Genomic DNA, 16448 nt, shown 5'->3' on the forward strand with positions numbered 1-16448 from the left:
TGCATGAAAGACCTATCATTCATAATTATTGATGATACCGAACTGGACCACTTTATTGCCCGTAAAGTGATAACCAATGCAAATAAAAATTTTAATGTTAAAAGTTTCCTTAACCCCTACCAGGCCCTTGAGCATATTGCCCACCCTGACTATGACGAGGGCATCAAAATTATCCTTGTATTCCTGGATATTTATATGCCCTTAATGAACGGGTTTGAGTTTGTTGAGCAATTTGAAAAGCTTGACCCAAAGATCCAGGAAAAATACTATATAGTAGCGCTTACTTCGTCTGTCGAGGTATCAGACATTAACCTGATCAGGTCTTATAAATCGTTTAAAGCCCGGGTAACCAAGCCCGTAACCGCCACCGGGTTAAACACTTTGCTTACAAAAGTAGGTAAAGAATATAATCTCGAAACGGGTGTTTGATCTTTTAGCTTACGACAATAGTTTTTGCCTTAATAAAAATTCCAGCTGGTCATTTGATGTTTCCAGCTTTTCATTCTCTTCTTTAAGCTTTAATTTTTCAAGATAAGCGTCATATGCACGGGTAATGGTCATATCCAACTCTTCTTCGTTCCATGGTTTGGTCAGGTAATGAAAGATCTTGCCTTTGTTTACCGCGTCAACAACTGCGCCCATATCGGCATAGCCGGTTAACAATATCCTCATGGGGTCCGGATGTGTTTCAATAACCTTTTCCAGGAACTCAACGCCTGTCATGTTAGGCATGCGCTGATCTGTAATGATGATGTGTACGGGTTTTTCACCAAGCATTTTTAATGCTTCATCGCCACTTATAGCAGTATAGATCTGGTATTTTATCCGGAAAGCTGCTTTGAAAGAAAACAGGTTGTTTTCTTCGTCATCTACATAGAGGATGGTTATCTTTTTTTCGGCCATGGGGGATGGTAGTTAATATCTGTTTAATCAATAACAAGCCATTGCCCATGTTGTTTAGACAAGCAATGGCCCATTATATTAAAATTAGATATAAATATCGAAAATTACAACCAAATTAAAATACAATTTTTCCGGTTGATGTAATTAATGATGCTATTCTGACAGCGTCAAAGATGCGTTCTTCGGTAGTTCCAAGCTTAATTAATGAGTCCTCGTGCGCGTTAACGCACATTTCGCAGCCATTAACAGCCGATATAGTAAGGCTCATCAGTTCGAAAAATTCTTTGCCGGTTACAGGTTTCATCATGATCTGCATGCGGATACGTGCCGGGATCTGGCTATATTTTTCTTTTTGCGTAAAATGCCTGAAACGGTAGAAGATATTATTTGATGCCAATAAAGACGCGCAGGCTGCCGCCTCGGCTATTTCTTCCTTAGTTGCACCCTGGTCTGCCGCGTATTTGTTAAAAAAGTTGGTCAGCGGTAAGTTGTTGTTGTTAACCGCCACGCTTAAACCCAGCAGCGCGCATTCTTTGGTGCTTAAATGCTCGGAAGTTAGGGTGCTGGTAAAATTTAATTTCAGGTCGCGTAAATAGCGCGACTCGCCTTGTTCAAGCAAAGTAAGGCTGGCGGTACGGTAAGCGGTATCCACGCCTATGCTTTGCAATAATTCGTTTATTGTTTCTGTGCTTTCGCTCATGATAGCTGTTTAATTATAATTAACAAAAAATCCCCGTTTTACCGGGGATCTTTAAATCATTAAACGGTTAACGTTTCCTGTCCTTTTTCCCAGTTGCATGGGCAAAGCTCGTCAGTTTGTAAACCATCAAGTACACGCAATACTTCTTTAACGTTACGGCCTACGCTCAGGTCGTTAACGCAAACCCAACGTACAATACCTGTAGGGTCAATGATGAAAGTAGCACGGTAAGCAATTTTTTCGTTAGGCTCTAAAATACCCAGCTCTTCTGCCAATGATTTTGAAGTATCAGCCAGCATCGGGAATTTCAAGTCGCGCAGGTCGTCATGATGTGTTCTCCATGCAGCGTGAACAAATTCAGAATCAGTTGAAGCGCCGATCAAACGGGTTTCGCGGTCACGGAACTCGCCAAAGTTTTTGTTAAATTCAGCAATCTCTGTAGGGCAAACAAAAGTAAAATCTTTTGGCCACCAGAACATTACTGTCCAAACGTTGTCGTCATTAACCAAAAATTCTGAAGTCAATGTTTCAAACTCTTTTCCTTTTTCTAAGCTAACTACGGCTGTTTTTGAAAATGCCGGAAATTTTTCTCCTATTGTAATCATATTATGATGTGTGTTTTTAATTTTGAACAAATATACGCCATTTGGCTGTGAAAATATATTAGTATTCTATATGTGTTATAGTTAAAATCTATAATTAAATACATATTTATAGTATTCTTAAATAATCATAAAAAAATTAACAGGATGGCAAAAACAGCTTGTTTTAAGAGTGTATAATTTAGAAATTGTTAATCGCGGCAGCTTAAAAGTAATTTTATGAAATTATACCATAGCGGTGGGTTTTAAACCCATCGCTATATAATGTAACCGGATATTCCCGTATAAGCAGAGTTTACACTATCCCCCTCTTTTTTGTACATTTGCCGCATGGCTGCTATAAAACCATCTGTACCTAAAGGTACCCGCGACTTCTCGCCTGCCGAAATGGCAAAGCGTAATTTTATTTTTGATACCATTAAAGCAGTTTTTCGCAAATATGGCTATCTGCAAATAGAAACGCCGTCGATGGAGAACCTGTCAACCCTTACGGGTAAGTATGGTGATGAAGGTGATAAGTTGATGTTTAAGATATTGGATAGTGGCGAGTACATTGAGAAGTCAAATATTCTTAAGAATACTTTAGAAAAAATTAGCAACCTTTTTAGTGAGGATCTAAAATTTAAAAGCAACATTGAAAACATGAGTCAAGAAAATGCTGAAATTTTCAAATCTCATATAGACAAGACAAAAGAAGTTATAAGCTCACAGGAATCGCACATTCTCAATATTATTAAAGAGAATTTAAATTCAAAAATGCTGACGCCTGATATTTCAGAAAAAGCCCTCCGCTACGATCTAACCGTACCTTTCGCCCGTTATGTTGTGCAGCATCAAAATGAGATCACTTTTCCTTTCAAGCGTTTCCAAGTGCAGCCGGTATGGCGTGCAGACAGACCGCAAAAGGGCCGCTACCGCGAGTTCTTTCAGTGCGACGCCGATGTGGTTGGGTCTGATTCGCTGTTGAACGAAGCCGAATTTATATTGATCTACGACGAAGCTTTAAGCAACCTGGGACTGAAAGATTTTACCATAAAAATAAATAATAGAAAAATTCTATCTGGAATAGCTGAGATTATAGGAAAAAGTGATAACATCATTGATCTGACTGTAGCCATTGATAAATTAGACAAGATCGGGCTTGATGGCGTAATAAAAGAATTGCTGGAAAGAGGCTTTACGCCCGAAGATATCGAACAGTTAAAACCGGTTATTTTATTGGAAGGTAGCAACACCACCAAACTGCAAAGCCTGCGCACCGCCTTGGCCACATCAGCAATAGGTTTAAAAGGCTGTGAAGAAATTGAAACCGTATTTAGCTATATCAATCACTTTAACTTACAAAACGCTACGATAGAGTTAGACATTACCCTTGCCCGCGGCTTGAACTATTATACCGGCGCTATCTTCGAGGTTAAAACAAACGAGGTTGCCATGGGCAGCATTGGCGGCGGCGGCCGTTATGATGACCTTACCGGTATGTTCGGCTTAAAAGGATTAACCGGCGCAGGTATCTCCTTCGGTGCCGACCGGATCTATGATGTAATGGAAGAACTTGACCTTTTTCCCGAAGATGCCAACCAAAGTACCCGGGTTTTGATCTGTTGTTTTGATAAGGACGGCGAGCTGTTTGCCTTACCGTTATTACAACAACTTCGCGACAACGATATCAATACGGAACTATACCCTGCCGGCGCCAAGATCAAAAAACAACTGGATTACGCGAATAACAAAAACATTCCTTACACAGTTGTTATCGGCAGCGATGAGATGCAAAGCGGTGCGCTTACATTTAAGGATATGACATCGGGCATACAAGAGAAACTGACTGCCAAAGAGATCATTGAGAAGTTAACGACTGGATTATAGCAACCGAGTTTGTCATTCTGAGCATAGCGAAGAATCTTATAAAAGATAGTCCGGCGTTCTAATCACACGTAGAAGATTCTTCGCTATGCTCAGAATGACAGTTGATCATTAAACATTAACAAGATCCAGCCCCGCAAAATTCTTACTTAACACCTGGCTGTTGTTTACGTCAAGCCATTTATCAAGCAGGGTGGCGTAAATATCCCTGAAATCTACCTGGTATTTTAAATCTCCGTTATCAAGCGTGGTCAGGTCGGGCGCATCGTTAAATATGCCTTGTTTCTTTAGTTTACCGCCAAACATAAATACATTGTTAGCTGTACCGTGGTCGGTGCCATTGCTGGCGTTTTGCTCAACCCGGCGGCCAAATTCAGAGAAGGTCATAACCAGTGTGTCATCCAACTTGCCCGTTGCTTTCAGATCTTTAATGAAAGCTGCCACAGCATCGCCATAAATTTTTAACTGGCGCCCCTGTTGGTTCTGCTGGCCCACGTGTGTATCAAAACCGCTTAATGAAACATAATAAACTCTTGTATCTAAACCCGAATTAATAAATTTAGATACATTTTTAAGCTGGTTACCCAAAGCCGTATTAGGGTATTGCGCGGTAACATTATAGGTCTTTGATGTCTTCTGAATATAATCTGCCGATGAATAGGTTTCGATCATGGTTTTATACAGGTAACCCAGATTATCCTCGTTCAAATTGGCATCGCCATGGTCATGCACCAGGTCTTTAAAAAAGGGCTCGCGCGTAGTTTGGAACAGTTTATTAGGGTCCTGCACCGCAATACCTTTCATCTTGGTGCCTTTCATGGCCAATGAGAGGGTATCATCCACCTCAATAGCGGTGTATGGATTCTTACAGGTCTGGCAATTTGAATCCAGGTAACGCCCTATCCAGCCGGTACTTAAAAACTGGTTGCTGTCGCTGCCTGTCTGCCAGATATCCATCGACCGAAAATGCGACCTGTCGGGATTTGGGTAACCTACCGAATTAACAATGCTCATCCACCCCTGGTCGTAGATCTCTTTTAAAGCTGACAGGTTAGGGTTAAGCCCCTGCATATCGTTAAGCGTAATTACATCAGGCTTATTGATAGCTATGGTTTTACGCTTTTGATAATAGATATCGTTACCATAAGGTATCACGGTATTCAACCCGTCATTACCGCCCGAAAGCTGAATAATCACCAGGTTTTTATGCCCGGTAATATCGCTTTTTGCAATAGCTTCCAGCGGTTTCAAAAATGCCGGCACCATAAACGCGCCTGATACTAACGCGGTGTTCTTTAAAAATTGTCTTCTTTCCATAACCTTAACCCCCCAGCCCCCTAAAGGGGGAGCTTTTGATTAATTTCTTTTTTACTATTAAGTAATTCTACCCTCTGTTGTTCCCCCTTTAGGGGGTTAGGGGGCTTAGCACAACTGATACTCCGGCGTTGATACGATCTGTATCACAACCGATTTCAAATCACCCGGCCTGTTTATTTCGTCAATTACTGTTTTATTCAGATCCGGCTCTAACATAAACCGGGCTATTTCTTCGTGCGTGGTATCCTTCGGGATATCTTTTAAAAATTTATCCCAGTCGGGTTGCGCCTGTACCCGCTTTATCACATTTAACTGCTGTTTGCGCTGCGATGCCAGGTAGGCTTCATCCTCGGGCGTAGCCTTACCTGTAAAATCTATCAGCCCCGCGTTTAATATGGTCGACGGGATCTTCATCCTGTACATCAACGACGAACTATCTATCCAGGATCTGCCGCCGGGCCAGCCGGCAACATTTGGCGGCCTGAACAGCACCTGCCCCAGTGCGCGCTGAAACTGGATCAGCACGTCAGGATTTTGATAGTTGATATAAAACTGGCGGTTTAGCCCCACCAAAAAATCAACCGGCGATTTTACCAGGTTGCCTATGTTTTTATCGTCATAAAACCAATCTGCTAAAAACATGAATTTCAGCAGCGGCGTTATCTCATAATTTTCTTTATAAAACACGTCTGCCATTTGCGCTACGTGGGCATCGTCAGGTAGTTCATTCACAAAATAACGATACAGCTTGGTGCAGATAAACACAGCGGTCTGTTTGTTTTCCGTAATGATATTCAGGATATCCTCCCCGCAAAAATTGGCGGTATTGTTTAGAAATGTTTTAATACCATCGTCATGCCCGCGGGTATTGAACTTATACGTACCGTCCTTACCATTATAGGCCCAGCCGGTAAACGCCCGTGCCGACTCTTTAACATCCTGCTCGGTATAATGTCCACGGCCCAAGGTAAAAAGCTCCATCAGCTCGCGCGCGAAGTTCTCGTTAGGGTGCCCTTTCTGATTTTGCTGGTTATTTAAAAACTGCAGCATGGCCGGCGTTTGCGATACCTGCAATAACAAAGTTTTAAAATTACCCAGGGCATAGGTACGCTCAACATTGTTTAATTGCTGCTGATAAAACGCATTACCAATATTACACGCAAAATGGTTATGCCAAAACAAGGTCATCTTTTCGCGCAACTGGGCATCGGCATTGCTAAGCTGCTTTATCCAGGCATCGTTTAATGCCTTGTCCTGCATGTTACGATCCTGGTTTAACTGCCGTTTTTCATCGTCAGTCATAGTCTTATAATCGCGCGGCCTCAGGTCGATATTTTCGGTAACGGCATTAAGTGGTTCGATTTTTTCAGAAGCCTTAAAAAGCTTGCGCACACTTTTTTTGATAGACCAGTTCTCGCGGTCATGCAGGTCCTCAAACCTGATCCCGAAACCGGCCCTGGCGTACAAATGCTTTATATGTTTTGAATTATTCATACCCCCAATAATTATTGAGTTATTGAATTATACAATTATTGATTTAGCAACTTGTTATAAAATTCAGTCATTCATTAATTCAATAAATCAGACTTAACTTAACTGATATTCCGGCGACGAAACCACTTCTATCACCATCGCTTTTATATTTGTTGATTGATTGATACTGCTCATTAACGCGTTGCTCAACTTAGGTTGTAACATAAATTCGGCAATGCTTGTTTTATTCATGCCTTTAGGGATCTCCCCTAAAAACTTGTTCCAATCAGGCTGTGCCTGTACCCGCATGTTTACATTTTCCTGCTGCGTGTGCATGGTAGCTAGAAACGCTTCGTCTTCCGGGTCAGCTTTACCTGTAAAATCTATGACACCGCCATTCAGTACTGTCGATGGTATTTTTAGGCGATACATTAACGACGAACTATCTATCCAGCTGCGTCCGCCGGGCCAGCCGGCAACATTGGGCGGATAAAACAATACCTGCCCCAATACTTTTTGAAATTGCAGCAATACTTCAGGGCGTTGATAATTAATGCCAAACTGCCTGTTCAGGCCCACGATCAGTTCGACCGGCGATTTAACCAGGTTGCCCACGTTTTTATCCCCGTAAAACCAATCTGCTGTAAAAACATATTCCAATAAAGGTTTTATCTCGTAGTTTGCATTGTAAAACACGTCAGCCATGGTGTCAACATGTGCAGGGTCGGGTGTTTCATTTACCAGGTATTTGTAGAGTTTATTGCCGACAAAACGCGCCGTTTCTTTTTTCCCGAACAGGATATCGATAATATCCTCACCCTTAAAGTTCCCGGTCTTACCCAAGAAAGTTTTCTGCCCGTTATCATGCACAAAAGGGCGAAATTTAAACTCGCCGTTACGGTCAAAACCCCAACCGGTAAAGGCCCGGGCCGATTCTTTAACATCCTGCTCAGTATAGTTACCGCGGCCAATGGTAAAAAGCTCCATCAGCTCGCGCGCGAAATTCTCATTAGGGTGCCCTTTTAAATTTTGCTGATTATTTAAAAACTGAAGCATCGCCGGCGATTTGCTGATCTCAAGCGTCATGGCTTTAAAATTACCCAGGGCATTACTGCGCTGGATATTGGCCAGTTGCTGGGTATATGCGCCCTGTTTGGCACGGCAGGCAAAATGATTGTTCCAAAACAGGGCCATCTTTTCGCGCAAAGTACCCTGGGTGGTGCTCATTTGCTTTATCCAGCCCAGGTTAAGCTCCTTTTCTTCGCGTCGCTGCTCCTGCATAAACATTTTACGGGTAGATTTGTCGCCTTTAACCACCATGCTGTAATCGACAGTGTTGTTTACAATAGCGAGTGGCTCATAATTTGCCGATGCCGCAAAAAGATCTTTTACAGCTTGTTTAACCGAATTGCCGTCGGAAGCCTTAAATTCATCGAACCCCATACCGAAGCCGGCGCGCGATGTTAAGTGTTTGATTTGCTTAAGATTGGCCATACACCTGGTGTTGTTACAAAAGGTATGATTGCTAATTTAACAAATAGTTTAATGCCGTTAGCAATTAATTAAGAACGGTTAAATTTGCCCAATGATATTCAGGCTTAATGAACGTTTATTATTCCCCGACCCTGAACTGGCCGAGCCTGACGGTTTGCTGGCTGTTGGCGGCGACCTGTCTACAGAACGTTTAGTATTAGCCTACCAAAGTGGCATCTTCCCCTGGTATAGTGATGATACGCCGATATTATGGTATTCGCCGCATGAACGCTTTGTGCTTTTCCCGGCCGAGTTGAATGTTTCGTCGAGCATGAGGCGGGTGCTCAATTCGGGCCGTTTTAAAATAACTTATGATGAATGTTTTGCTGAAGTGATCCAGGCCTGCTCGGCTGCAGACCGCCCCGGACAGGATGGTACGTGGATAACTGAGGATATGATAAATGCTTACATAAAACTTCATGAACAGGGACACGCCCATTCGGTAGAAGTGTGGCAGGACGGCGACCTGGTTGGCGGTATGTACGGCGTGGCCGTCGGCGATGTTTTTTGCGGCGAAAGCATGTTCAGTAAGGTAAGTAACGCATCAAAGACCGCGCTGATCAGCTTCATTAAAACAGGTAAGTATAAATTATTGGATTGCCAGGTGCATACAGATCATATGGAATCAATGGGGGCAAGGATGATCAGCAGAAAAGAATACATGGCTATGCTGCAAAATGGTTAACTTAGCACAGAATGCAGCAGGCAGTAAACAACAAAGAGCGGATAATTTTAGGCATTGACCCCGGTACCGCGGTTATGGGTTATGGGTTGATAAAAGAAACCGGGTCAAAAGCCGAACTGATCAGCCTTGGGGTGGTGAAGATGGATAAAATTGACGACCACATGCTGAAACTGCAGCGCATATTTGAAAAAACCGTAGCCCTGATAGACAATTACAAACCAGATTGCCTGGCTATTGAAGCGCCATTTTATGGTAAAAACATACAGGTGATGCTAAAGTTAGGCAGGGCGCAGGGCGTGGCCATGGCGGCAGCTCTATCACGCAGTGTAGAGGTTACCGAGTACTCACCGCGTAAGATCAAGCAATCTATAACCGGTAATGGTAATGCCACCAAAGAACAGGTAGCCGCCATGCTGCAAAGGCTGCTCAACTTTAAAGAAACGCCCGATTTTCTGGATGCCACCGATGGGCTGGCCGTAGCGGTTTGCCATTCTTTCCAGAAAATAAGTACCGCCAAAAGCGGAAGCAAAAAATCTTATTCGGGTTGGGATACATTCGTTAAAGACAATGCCAAGCGTATAGTTTAGCAGGATAATATTTTTCAAAGTTTGATTTTCAATAATATGCAATCAAAACTATTTAAACGCAATTTAAGCCAGCTGTATCTTTCGCTTGTTCCTGTTTTAACTATTGTTTTTGGTCTTGGTATTGGCTATGTCAGTTATAAAATCTATTTACCCATCTGGCTTATAAATGTTGTTTTAATGATTATAGCCACGTGGGTTCTTGGGGCTCATGTTATTAAAACAGGTGACCAAGAAAAGAAACATCTTGTTGCCTGCGCGCTATTTTTCATTGTGCCCACCATGCTTTCTTCCATGTTTGCCGGTTTAGGGGCACCTCCTTTCGAAAGCCCTAAAAATTGGGTGGCATCTGCAACCGAACAATTAACAAGGTATTATTTCCTCCTTGCAATGGGTGTACTAATTGCTTTTGGATATGCCATATTAAGAGAAAAGTTGAAGAATACGGCGGGTAATATTTACGCCTTGATTGGTTTCATTGCTATCCAAATTGCCATCCCGATCTTTCTTATTGATATGTCTTTTTGGGGATTTTATTTAACTAAATTGTACCGCATCATAGCGGCATCATCAACCCAAAAAACACCTGAATGGGTCTTGCCGCTTCGCAATCAGTTTTTCTATATCAATATGATGGTGGCCGCCCTTGTTTATTTAGCAACTGCAGCTTTTACTATGTCTATGAAAAAAGCAGGCTGGTTTAAGCCGGCCGCTTGTAATATTTACATTTTAATAAGCCTGTTGTTTTTTTTATTGGACGTATTGCCGCCTACCTTGCCGGAGCCATTTGCTACTTTAAATTTTGTCGTTTCCATACCTGCTATTCCTTTTATGCTGCCTTACTTCATTGGCATTAATTTATTGAGAAAGGTTGACGATAGTGCAGATGTATAATATGACCACAAAAACCTACTTCATTTCTAAAATCTCCTGCTTTGTAACCACCCTGTTACAATAGCAAAATGTGTCAATTTATTTAGATAAGGGGGCAACCTATTGCCGCATCGTTTCGTCATTACTACGTAACGAATGCACAGAATCTGTAATCATCAACGTGAACGACGCAAAAGAAAACATATTAGCTACGCTGGCCTATTTCGATATATTTAAATATCCGTTAACCGCCGGCGAGATCTACTTATTTCTGAAGAATAAATACGAGCAGCATGATTTTGATTATGCGCTCAAATCGCTGGTAGCAGGGCGTACAGTCTACCAGTTCAATAATTTTTATACCTTAAAAAACGATTACGCCTTAATTGCGCGCCGCTACAACGGCAATAAAAAAGCCGCCGAGCTGATTAAAGTCGCCGCCAAAGTTGGCGATATGCTGATCAGGTTCCCATACGTACGGGGTATCGCTATTTCCGGCTCCCTGTCAAAAAATTACGCTGACGAAAATTCAGATATAGACCTGTTTATCATCACTGCTAAAAACCGTTTGTGGATAGCGCGCACGCTGATGCACACGCTTAAAAAATTAACTTTCCTGGTAAACAAGCAGGACTACTTCTGCATGAACTATTATATAGACGAAGCGCAGTTAGAGATAAAAGAAAAAACCATCTATACCGCTATTGAAGTTGTTACACTTATCCCCTTACAGGGCGATACCATTATAGAACAGTTTTACGCGGCCAACAGTTGGACAAGGAATTACCTGCCTAATAAGATCATGCGAATCTCGTCTGCCAAGCCGTTGAAGCCGTCGCTTTTTAAGATATTGTTTGAAAAATTACTTAACAACCGTTTCGGTAATGCCATTGATGATATGCTGATGAGGGTTACAGCCAACAGGTGGGCTAAAAAAACAGAGCAGAAAAAAGTAAATTCAAAAGGGTCTGTAATGGCTATGGATGTAGGCAAACATTATGCTAAGCCTGACCCCGGGAATTTCCAGGCCAGGCTTTTAGCGCAATATGAAAGTAAAATCTCACAAATCTTAGTCGAGCCGCAAAATTTGCTGGCTAACTGATTGTCTATTTTATCACTCTTGCAGATACACCCTCGTTAGTGATCTTCACCGGCAGGATATGCCCGTCCTTGTCAAAATACATTTTATCAATACAGGTTACCCTGTGGTTACCATCGGTTTCGGTAAGGGGGCGGCGATGATAAACAATATACCACTCGTCGGTTTTCGGGATGTTGATAACCGAGTGATGACCCGCGCCGGTAGCGATAGTTGGATCTTGTTTCAGTATCACATCAATACGCTCAAACGGACCAACAGGAGAATTGCCTATGGCATAAGCAACGCGGTAGTCGGGGCCTGTCCAGCCGCCTTCGCTCCACATTAAATAATATTTACCCTTGCGTTTAAACATCACCGGGCCTTCCACATAATCTTTCGGGGTGATTGATTTGTAAGTTACGCCATCAGCCATAGGTTCAATACCGGTAAAGTCATCCTTCAACCTAACAATGTTGCAATGACCCCAGCCTCCGTAGATCATGTAATATTTACCGTCATCATCTTTAAACACAAATTGGTCTATAGGTTGTGCACCATTAATGATCTGGCCTATCAGTGGTTTGCCTAAATAGTCTTTAAATGGTCCTGCAGGGTTATCAGCAACAGCAACGCCAATACCACCCACCTGCTGGTTATTCTGAATATCGTTAGCGCCGAAGAAAATATAATACTTGCCGCCTTTTTCGGTCACGGCCGGTGCCCATAGCGCGCGCTTAACCCATTTAACATTAGCACTATCTAAAACATGCGGGTGTTTTGTCCAGTTAACCAGGTCGGTTGATGAGAAAGCATCCATATAAACCTGCTGGTTATACGGTGCTGAATAGGTTGGATAAACCCAGTAAGTTTTACCAAATATTTTGGCTTCCGGGTCGGCATACCAGCCCTGGGCTATCGGGTTACCTGATGTTTTCTTAGGCGCATCCTGTGCTACTGTAATACCTGCCGATGCCGTAAGTATTGCTAAAATTAATTTAAAACGTAAAGTACTTCTCATGTCGTAAATTTTTAAAGTCTCCTCTCGGGGGAGATTAGAGGGGGTTCTATTTTTTCTTCCAGACGCGTTTTTTGCCCCTGTTATTTCGGTTTTGATTTGGTTTCGGCTCTTGTTTTATCTCGACTATGCTTAACAAATGCTCAGGCAGCGGGTGCTGGGTTATTTTCCTGTCCATCAGTTCTTCAATGGCTTTTAACCTGCGTTCGTCACGGTGATTAACAAAAGTTATAGCGGTACCAGTAGTTGCGGCACGCGCGGTACGGCCAATGCGGTGAATATAGTCTTCGGCATCGCCGGGTACATCATAGTTTATTACCAGGTCAATACCCTCCACATCAATACCACGCGAAAGCGCGTCTGTACCGATTATGATAGGCAGCTGCTTGTTCTTGAACCTTAGCAATATCTCTTCCCTTTCCTTTTGTTCAAGGTCCGAATGGAAAGCTTCCGCTTTAAGCTGAATGCCCTTTAACTCTTTATACAACGCTTTCACAATTTCTTTCCGCGAAGCGAAAATAATAGTGCTTAAAAAATTGCCGTCTTTTAAAAGGTGCTGTAATAAAGGTGTTTTCTGCTGGTCATGCAGGCGATAGATCTGCTGATCGATACCCACAGCCGGCTGCGATATGGCGATATTGATCTGCTCGGGGTTACGCAACACCGATTTAGCAAGGTTACGGATGCGCCCAGGCATCGTAGCCGAGAACAACAAGGTTTGCCGTTCTTTAGGCAGGTAGCTTATTATCCGCATAATATCATCAGAAAAGCCCATGTCAAGCATCCGGTCGGCCTCGTCAAGTATCAAATGGTTGATCTTGTTCAGCTTTAAAATGCCCGATGTAAGGTGGGCTATCAGCCTGCCGGGTGTGGCTATGATGATATTTACATTGTTCTGTATACCACGGCGCTGCTGCTCGTAAACGTGCCCATCGCCGCCGCCAAAAACCGCTATGGAGCTTATGCCTGTAAAGTAGGCCAGCCCTTCAACCTGCTGATCTATCTGCTGTGCAAGCTCGCGGGTTGGGGTTAATATAAGGGTGCTGGTATGGTCCTTTTTTGTGCGGCCTATCTGCTCTAAAACCGGCAATAAAAATGCTGCCGTTTTACCCGTACCTGTCTGTGCGCAAGCTATCAGATCCTTGCCTGCAAGGATAAGCGGAATAGCCATTCCCTGTATAGGTGTCGGGGTGGTGTACCCCATACTTGTAATGCCTTCGGTTAGCTCGTCGTTAAAATTAAAATCCTGAAATGTCACTCTGTTTTTTTGTGTGGTACAAGATAGGTAAAATTGTTGTGCTAACAGTATTTACAGGTTATCTTGACATTGGCACTATTAATTTACACCGGCTTTCGACCTTATACCCGTAGTAAAAATTGCCATTTTTCAAGTATTGGGCATTATACCGGTAGTAAAAAATGTCATTTATCGGGCATCAGCCCTTTTGCCGGTAGTAAAATTTGCTATTTATCGGGTATTGTTACTTATGCCGGTAGTAAGTTTTTAATTCAAAGAACTGATTGTCAATTGATTGATTATTTTATCGCTTAATAGAGCCGTCCTTTTTATTTTCAGTTAATTTGAAAATGAGGAAGATTTGAAGGAAGATCAAGCCGTATCGTACAATACAAAAATACGAAAAAAGCACCGGTTTAACCACAAAGTGTTGTTGCTAATAACTCATGGCAAATTAATGAGCCATGAATTACTACCTTTGCTGTTTAATATTCATGCAGGGACTAATTACAAAATCAACCGGAAGCTGGTACCAGGTGCAGACACCTGAAGGCGACAGATATGATTGCCGCATTAAAGGCAAGTTCCGCATTAAGGGCATCACCACTACCAACCCCTTAGCTGTTGGCGATGTGGTTGATTTTGAATTGGAGCCCGAACAGCAAACCGGCGTTATCACCAACCTGCAGCAGCGTAAAAATTATATTATCCGCAAATCCATCAACTTGTCAAAACAGGGGCAGATCATAGCGGCTAATCTTGACCAGGCCCTGCTGGTAGTAACCCTGGCATCGCCGCGCACCTCACTGGGTTTTATAGACCGTTTTTTAGTTACTGCCGAAGCCTATGACATCCCCGCCAAACTGGTTTACAATAAACTGGACCTTTTTAGCAAAGAAGGGCTTGAGATACTGGATGAGTACAAAGCCGTTTACGAAAAAATAGGCTACCCCTGTTATTCTGTCTCCGCATTGGAAGGCACGAATATTAACCAGGTGCAGGAGCTGTTAAAAGATAAAGTAACCTTATTTTCGGGCCACTCGGGTGTGGGCAAATCAAGCCTGATCAATGCTCTGCTACCTGACCTTGAACTGCGCACCAGCGAGGTATCTGAGTGGAGCGATAAAGGCACCCACACCACCACTTTTGCCGAAATGTTTGAGTTGCCGCAGGGCGGTTTTATTATAGATACCCCCGGCATTCGCGAATTGGGCGTGATCGATATAGAGAAGCAGGAGCTGGGCCACTTTTTCCCCGAGATGCGTGAGCGCATGCACGATTGCAAGTTTAACAACTGCCAGCATATTAACGAGCCGGGCTGCGCCGTACTCTCCGCCCTTGAAAACGGCGAGATCGAGCTATCCCGCTATGAAAGCTACCTGAGCATTTATAACGGAAACGATACGCGGGCGTGAAGCCCTACTTTGCTGCAAGAGCAATTCCATTTATAGTGCCTATTATTGTTTGATTATCTACCTTTGTAATTACACCGTTTTTCCACCGCGAGGGATAATAATTAAAATAAGGGCCGGCAGGTACGGAATTGGGGCCAGCTGGTACAAAATATGCGCCGCAGATGTACACGTCACTGTCATGTACTGCAATACCATAAGCTGCTGCCTGATCTTGAACAATATTAATTGTGCCATTTTTCCAGTATACAGCAGAAAAGGTTCCTTGCCCGTTATCAGTTGATATGGATCCACATATATAAATATCACCATTGCTAATAGCTATGCCCTCGGCAGCTGATTCATTTTTAGTAGTAGCCAGTTTTTGGGCGATGCCATTTTTCCAACAAACAGCACTATCGAATTTTGATCCGGCAAGCGGATTGTAAGTACCGTTAGCAAATCCAACGATATATACGTCATTTCCATTTATAGCAATAGCATATGGTACAGATAAGTAAAAATCGCCATCCATGCTGGTAAATACTCCATTTTTCCAATAACAAGGTCCAATTCTTGAGTTCTTACTATCATTACTCGTGTCAAAATATCCGCATATATAAACATCATTACCATTAATGGCAATACCACTTGTGTAAGCTTCTGTGCCGTTATATGGCAGGATGCTTAATTTACCATTTTTCCAGTACGCGGGTTTGTTGTTGAATACACCAACTACATAAACGTCATTACCTTGTACTGCTATTGAAATGGCCTCGCTGTCGTTGTTGTTGTCAGCCAGGTTTACCAATGTTCCGTTTTTCCAATAACCGGCTATACGGTTGCTACCTGATACCGTGCAGCCCGTTACATAGACATCTTTTCCGGAGGTAATAACACTTTTATATTCATATCCGACTACCTGAAATGGAACTTCTGTATCGTTTTTCCAAAGTGTGACCGGATTAGATGTGATCGTATATACATCTACGCCTGTTGAACCTATTGTCCCGGTTGTTCCGGTAGTACCTGTAGTGCCTGTAGTGCCTGTATTACCCGGCTTAGGGTCATTGCTGCTTTTATTACATCCGGTTAACGCGAAAGTGGTGATTAATACCAGTGAGAGTAGTTTTATTTTCATGCAGGTTTGATGACAAGGTACCGCAAAGATACGTTATCGTGCTAAAA

The 16448-nt window shown here is 42.7% G+C and carries 16 protein-coding genes; 7 read left to right on the top strand and 9 right to left on the bottom strand.

Features of this window, described 5'->3' with window-relative positions:
• Nucleotides 1–3 precede the first annotated feature (3 nt).
• The gene (locus tag FO440_RS06550) at nt 4–429 is read left to right on the top strand and encodes a response regulator (protein ID WP_144247407.1); all 426 of its coding nucleotides are present in this window, start codon (nt 4–6) and stop codon (nt 427–429) included.
• Nucleotides 430–438: 9 nt separating this feature from the next.
• Here the strand turns inward: FO440_RS06550 and FO440_RS06555 are convergent, their stop codons facing one another.
• From FO440_RS06555 to FO440_RS06565, 3 genes are all read right to left on the bottom strand, one after another.
• Nucleotides 439–903: a response regulator gene (locus tag FO440_RS06555; protein ID WP_144247408.1), complete on the bottom strand. Its 465-nt coding sequence runs from the start codon at nt 901–903 to the stop codon at nt 439–441.
• A gap of 115 nt (nt 904–1018) precedes the next feature.
• Nucleotides 1019–1603, bottom strand: coding sequence for a carboxymuconolactone decarboxylase family protein (locus FO440_RS06560; protein ID WP_144247409.1), 585 nt, complete (start codon nt 1601–1603; stop codon nt 1019–1021).
• 59 nt (nt 1604–1662) lie between these two features.
• A complete protein-coding gene (locus tag FO440_RS06565; RefSeq protein WP_144247410.1) occupies nt 1663–2208 on the bottom strand; it encodes a peroxiredoxin in 546 nt (181 codons plus the stop codon).
• Nucleotides 2209–2535: 327 nt separating this feature from the next.
• Here FO440_RS06565 and hisS point away from each other — a divergent pair, with 327 nt between their 5' ends.
• Nucleotides 2536–4074 carry a histidine--tRNA ligase gene (gene hisS, locus FO440_RS06570; protein ID WP_144247411.1) on the top strand — a complete coding sequence of 513 codons (1539 nt, stop codon included), beginning with the start codon at nt 2536–2538 and terminating at the stop codon, nt 4072–4074.
• A 108-nt stretch (nt 4075–4182) separates the two neighbouring features.
• Here hisS and FO440_RS06575 read toward each other — a convergent pair whose 3' ends face one another.
• From FO440_RS06575 to FO440_RS06585, 3 genes are all read right to left on the bottom strand, one after another.
• A complete protein-coding gene (locus FO440_RS06575; protein WP_144247412.1) occupies nt 4183–5388 on the bottom strand; it encodes a DUF1501 domain-containing protein in 1206 nt (401 codons plus the stop codon).
• Between the two features lie 105 nt (nt 5389–5493).
• On the bottom strand, nt 5494–6882 hold the full coding sequence (locus FO440_RS06580; RefSeq protein ID WP_144247413.1) for a DUF1800 domain-containing protein: 1389 nt from the start codon (nt 6880–6882) through the stop codon (nt 5494–5496).
• Nucleotides 6883–6975: 93 nt separating this feature from the next.
• A complete protein-coding gene (locus tag FO440_RS06585) occupies nt 6976–8355 on the bottom strand; it encodes a DUF1800 domain-containing protein (RefSeq protein WP_144247414.1) in 1380 nt (459 codons plus the stop codon).
• Nucleotides 8356–8446: 91 nt separating this feature from the next.
• On the opposite strand from FO440_RS06585, the gene aat reads away from it, so the two are divergent.
• From aat to FO440_RS06605, 4 genes are all read left to right on the top strand, one after another.
• The gene (gene aat / locus FO440_RS06590; RefSeq protein WP_144247415.1) at nt 8447–9079 is read left to right on the top strand and encodes a leucyl/phenylalanyl-tRNA--protein transferase; all 633 of its coding nucleotides are present in this window, start codon (nt 8447–8449) and stop codon (nt 9077–9079) included.
• 11 nt (nt 9080–9090) lie between these two features.
• Nucleotides 9091–9666 (top strand): crossover junction endodeoxyribonuclease RuvC, encoded by a 576-nt coding sequence (gene ruvC / locus FO440_RS06595; protein WP_144247416.1) that lies wholly within the window; start codon nt 9091–9093, stop codon nt 9664–9666.
• A gap of 36 nt (nt 9667–9702) precedes the next feature.
• Nucleotides 9703–10557, top strand: coding sequence for a hypothetical protein (locus FO440_RS06600; RefSeq protein ID WP_144247417.1), 855 nt, complete (start codon nt 9703–9705; stop codon nt 10555–10557).
• Nucleotides 10558–10627: 70 nt separating this feature from the next.
• Nucleotides 10628–11638, top strand: coding sequence for a nucleotidyltransferase domain-containing protein (locus FO440_RS06605; protein ID WP_144247418.1), 1011 nt, complete (start codon nt 10628–10630; stop codon nt 11636–11638).
• 4 nt (nt 11639–11642) lie between these two features.
• On the opposite strand, the gene FO440_RS06610 is transcribed toward FO440_RS06605, so the two are convergent.
• Both FO440_RS06610 and FO440_RS06615 read right to left on the bottom strand, forming a co-directional pair.
• On the bottom strand, nt 11643–12635 hold the full coding sequence (locus FO440_RS06610; RefSeq protein ID WP_144247419.1) for a glycoside hydrolase family 43 protein: 993 nt from the start codon (nt 12633–12635) through the stop codon (nt 11643–11645).
• Nucleotides 12636–12681: 46 nt separating this feature from the next.
• On the bottom strand, nt 12682–13890 hold the full coding sequence (locus tag FO440_RS06615; protein WP_186292583.1) for a DEAD/DEAH box helicase: 1209 nt from the start codon (nt 13888–13890) through the stop codon (nt 12682–12684).
• Nucleotides 13891–14363: 473 nt separating this feature from the next.
• Between FO440_RS06615 and rsgA the strand changes: the two genes are divergently transcribed.
• Nucleotides 14364–15284: a ribosome small subunit-dependent GTPase A gene (gene rsgA / locus FO440_RS06620; protein WP_144247420.1), complete on the top strand. Its 921-nt coding sequence runs from the start codon at nt 14364–14366 to the stop codon at nt 15282–15284.
• 4 nt (nt 15285–15288) lie between these two features.
• Here the strand turns inward: rsgA and FO440_RS06625 are convergent, their stop codons facing one another.
• The gene (locus FO440_RS06625; protein ID WP_144247421.1) at nt 15289–16401 is read right to left on the bottom strand and encodes a hypothetical protein; all 1113 of its coding nucleotides are present in this window, start codon (nt 16399–16401) and stop codon (nt 15289–15291) included.
• Between the last annotated feature and the right edge of the window lie 47 nt (nt 16402–16448).

It is taken from the genome of Mucilaginibacter corticis (assembly GCF_007558865.1).
In the GTDB taxonomy this organism is placed as follows: domain Bacteria; phylum Bacteroidota; class Bacteroidia; order Sphingobacteriales; family Sphingobacteriaceae; genus Mucilaginibacter; species Mucilaginibacter corticis.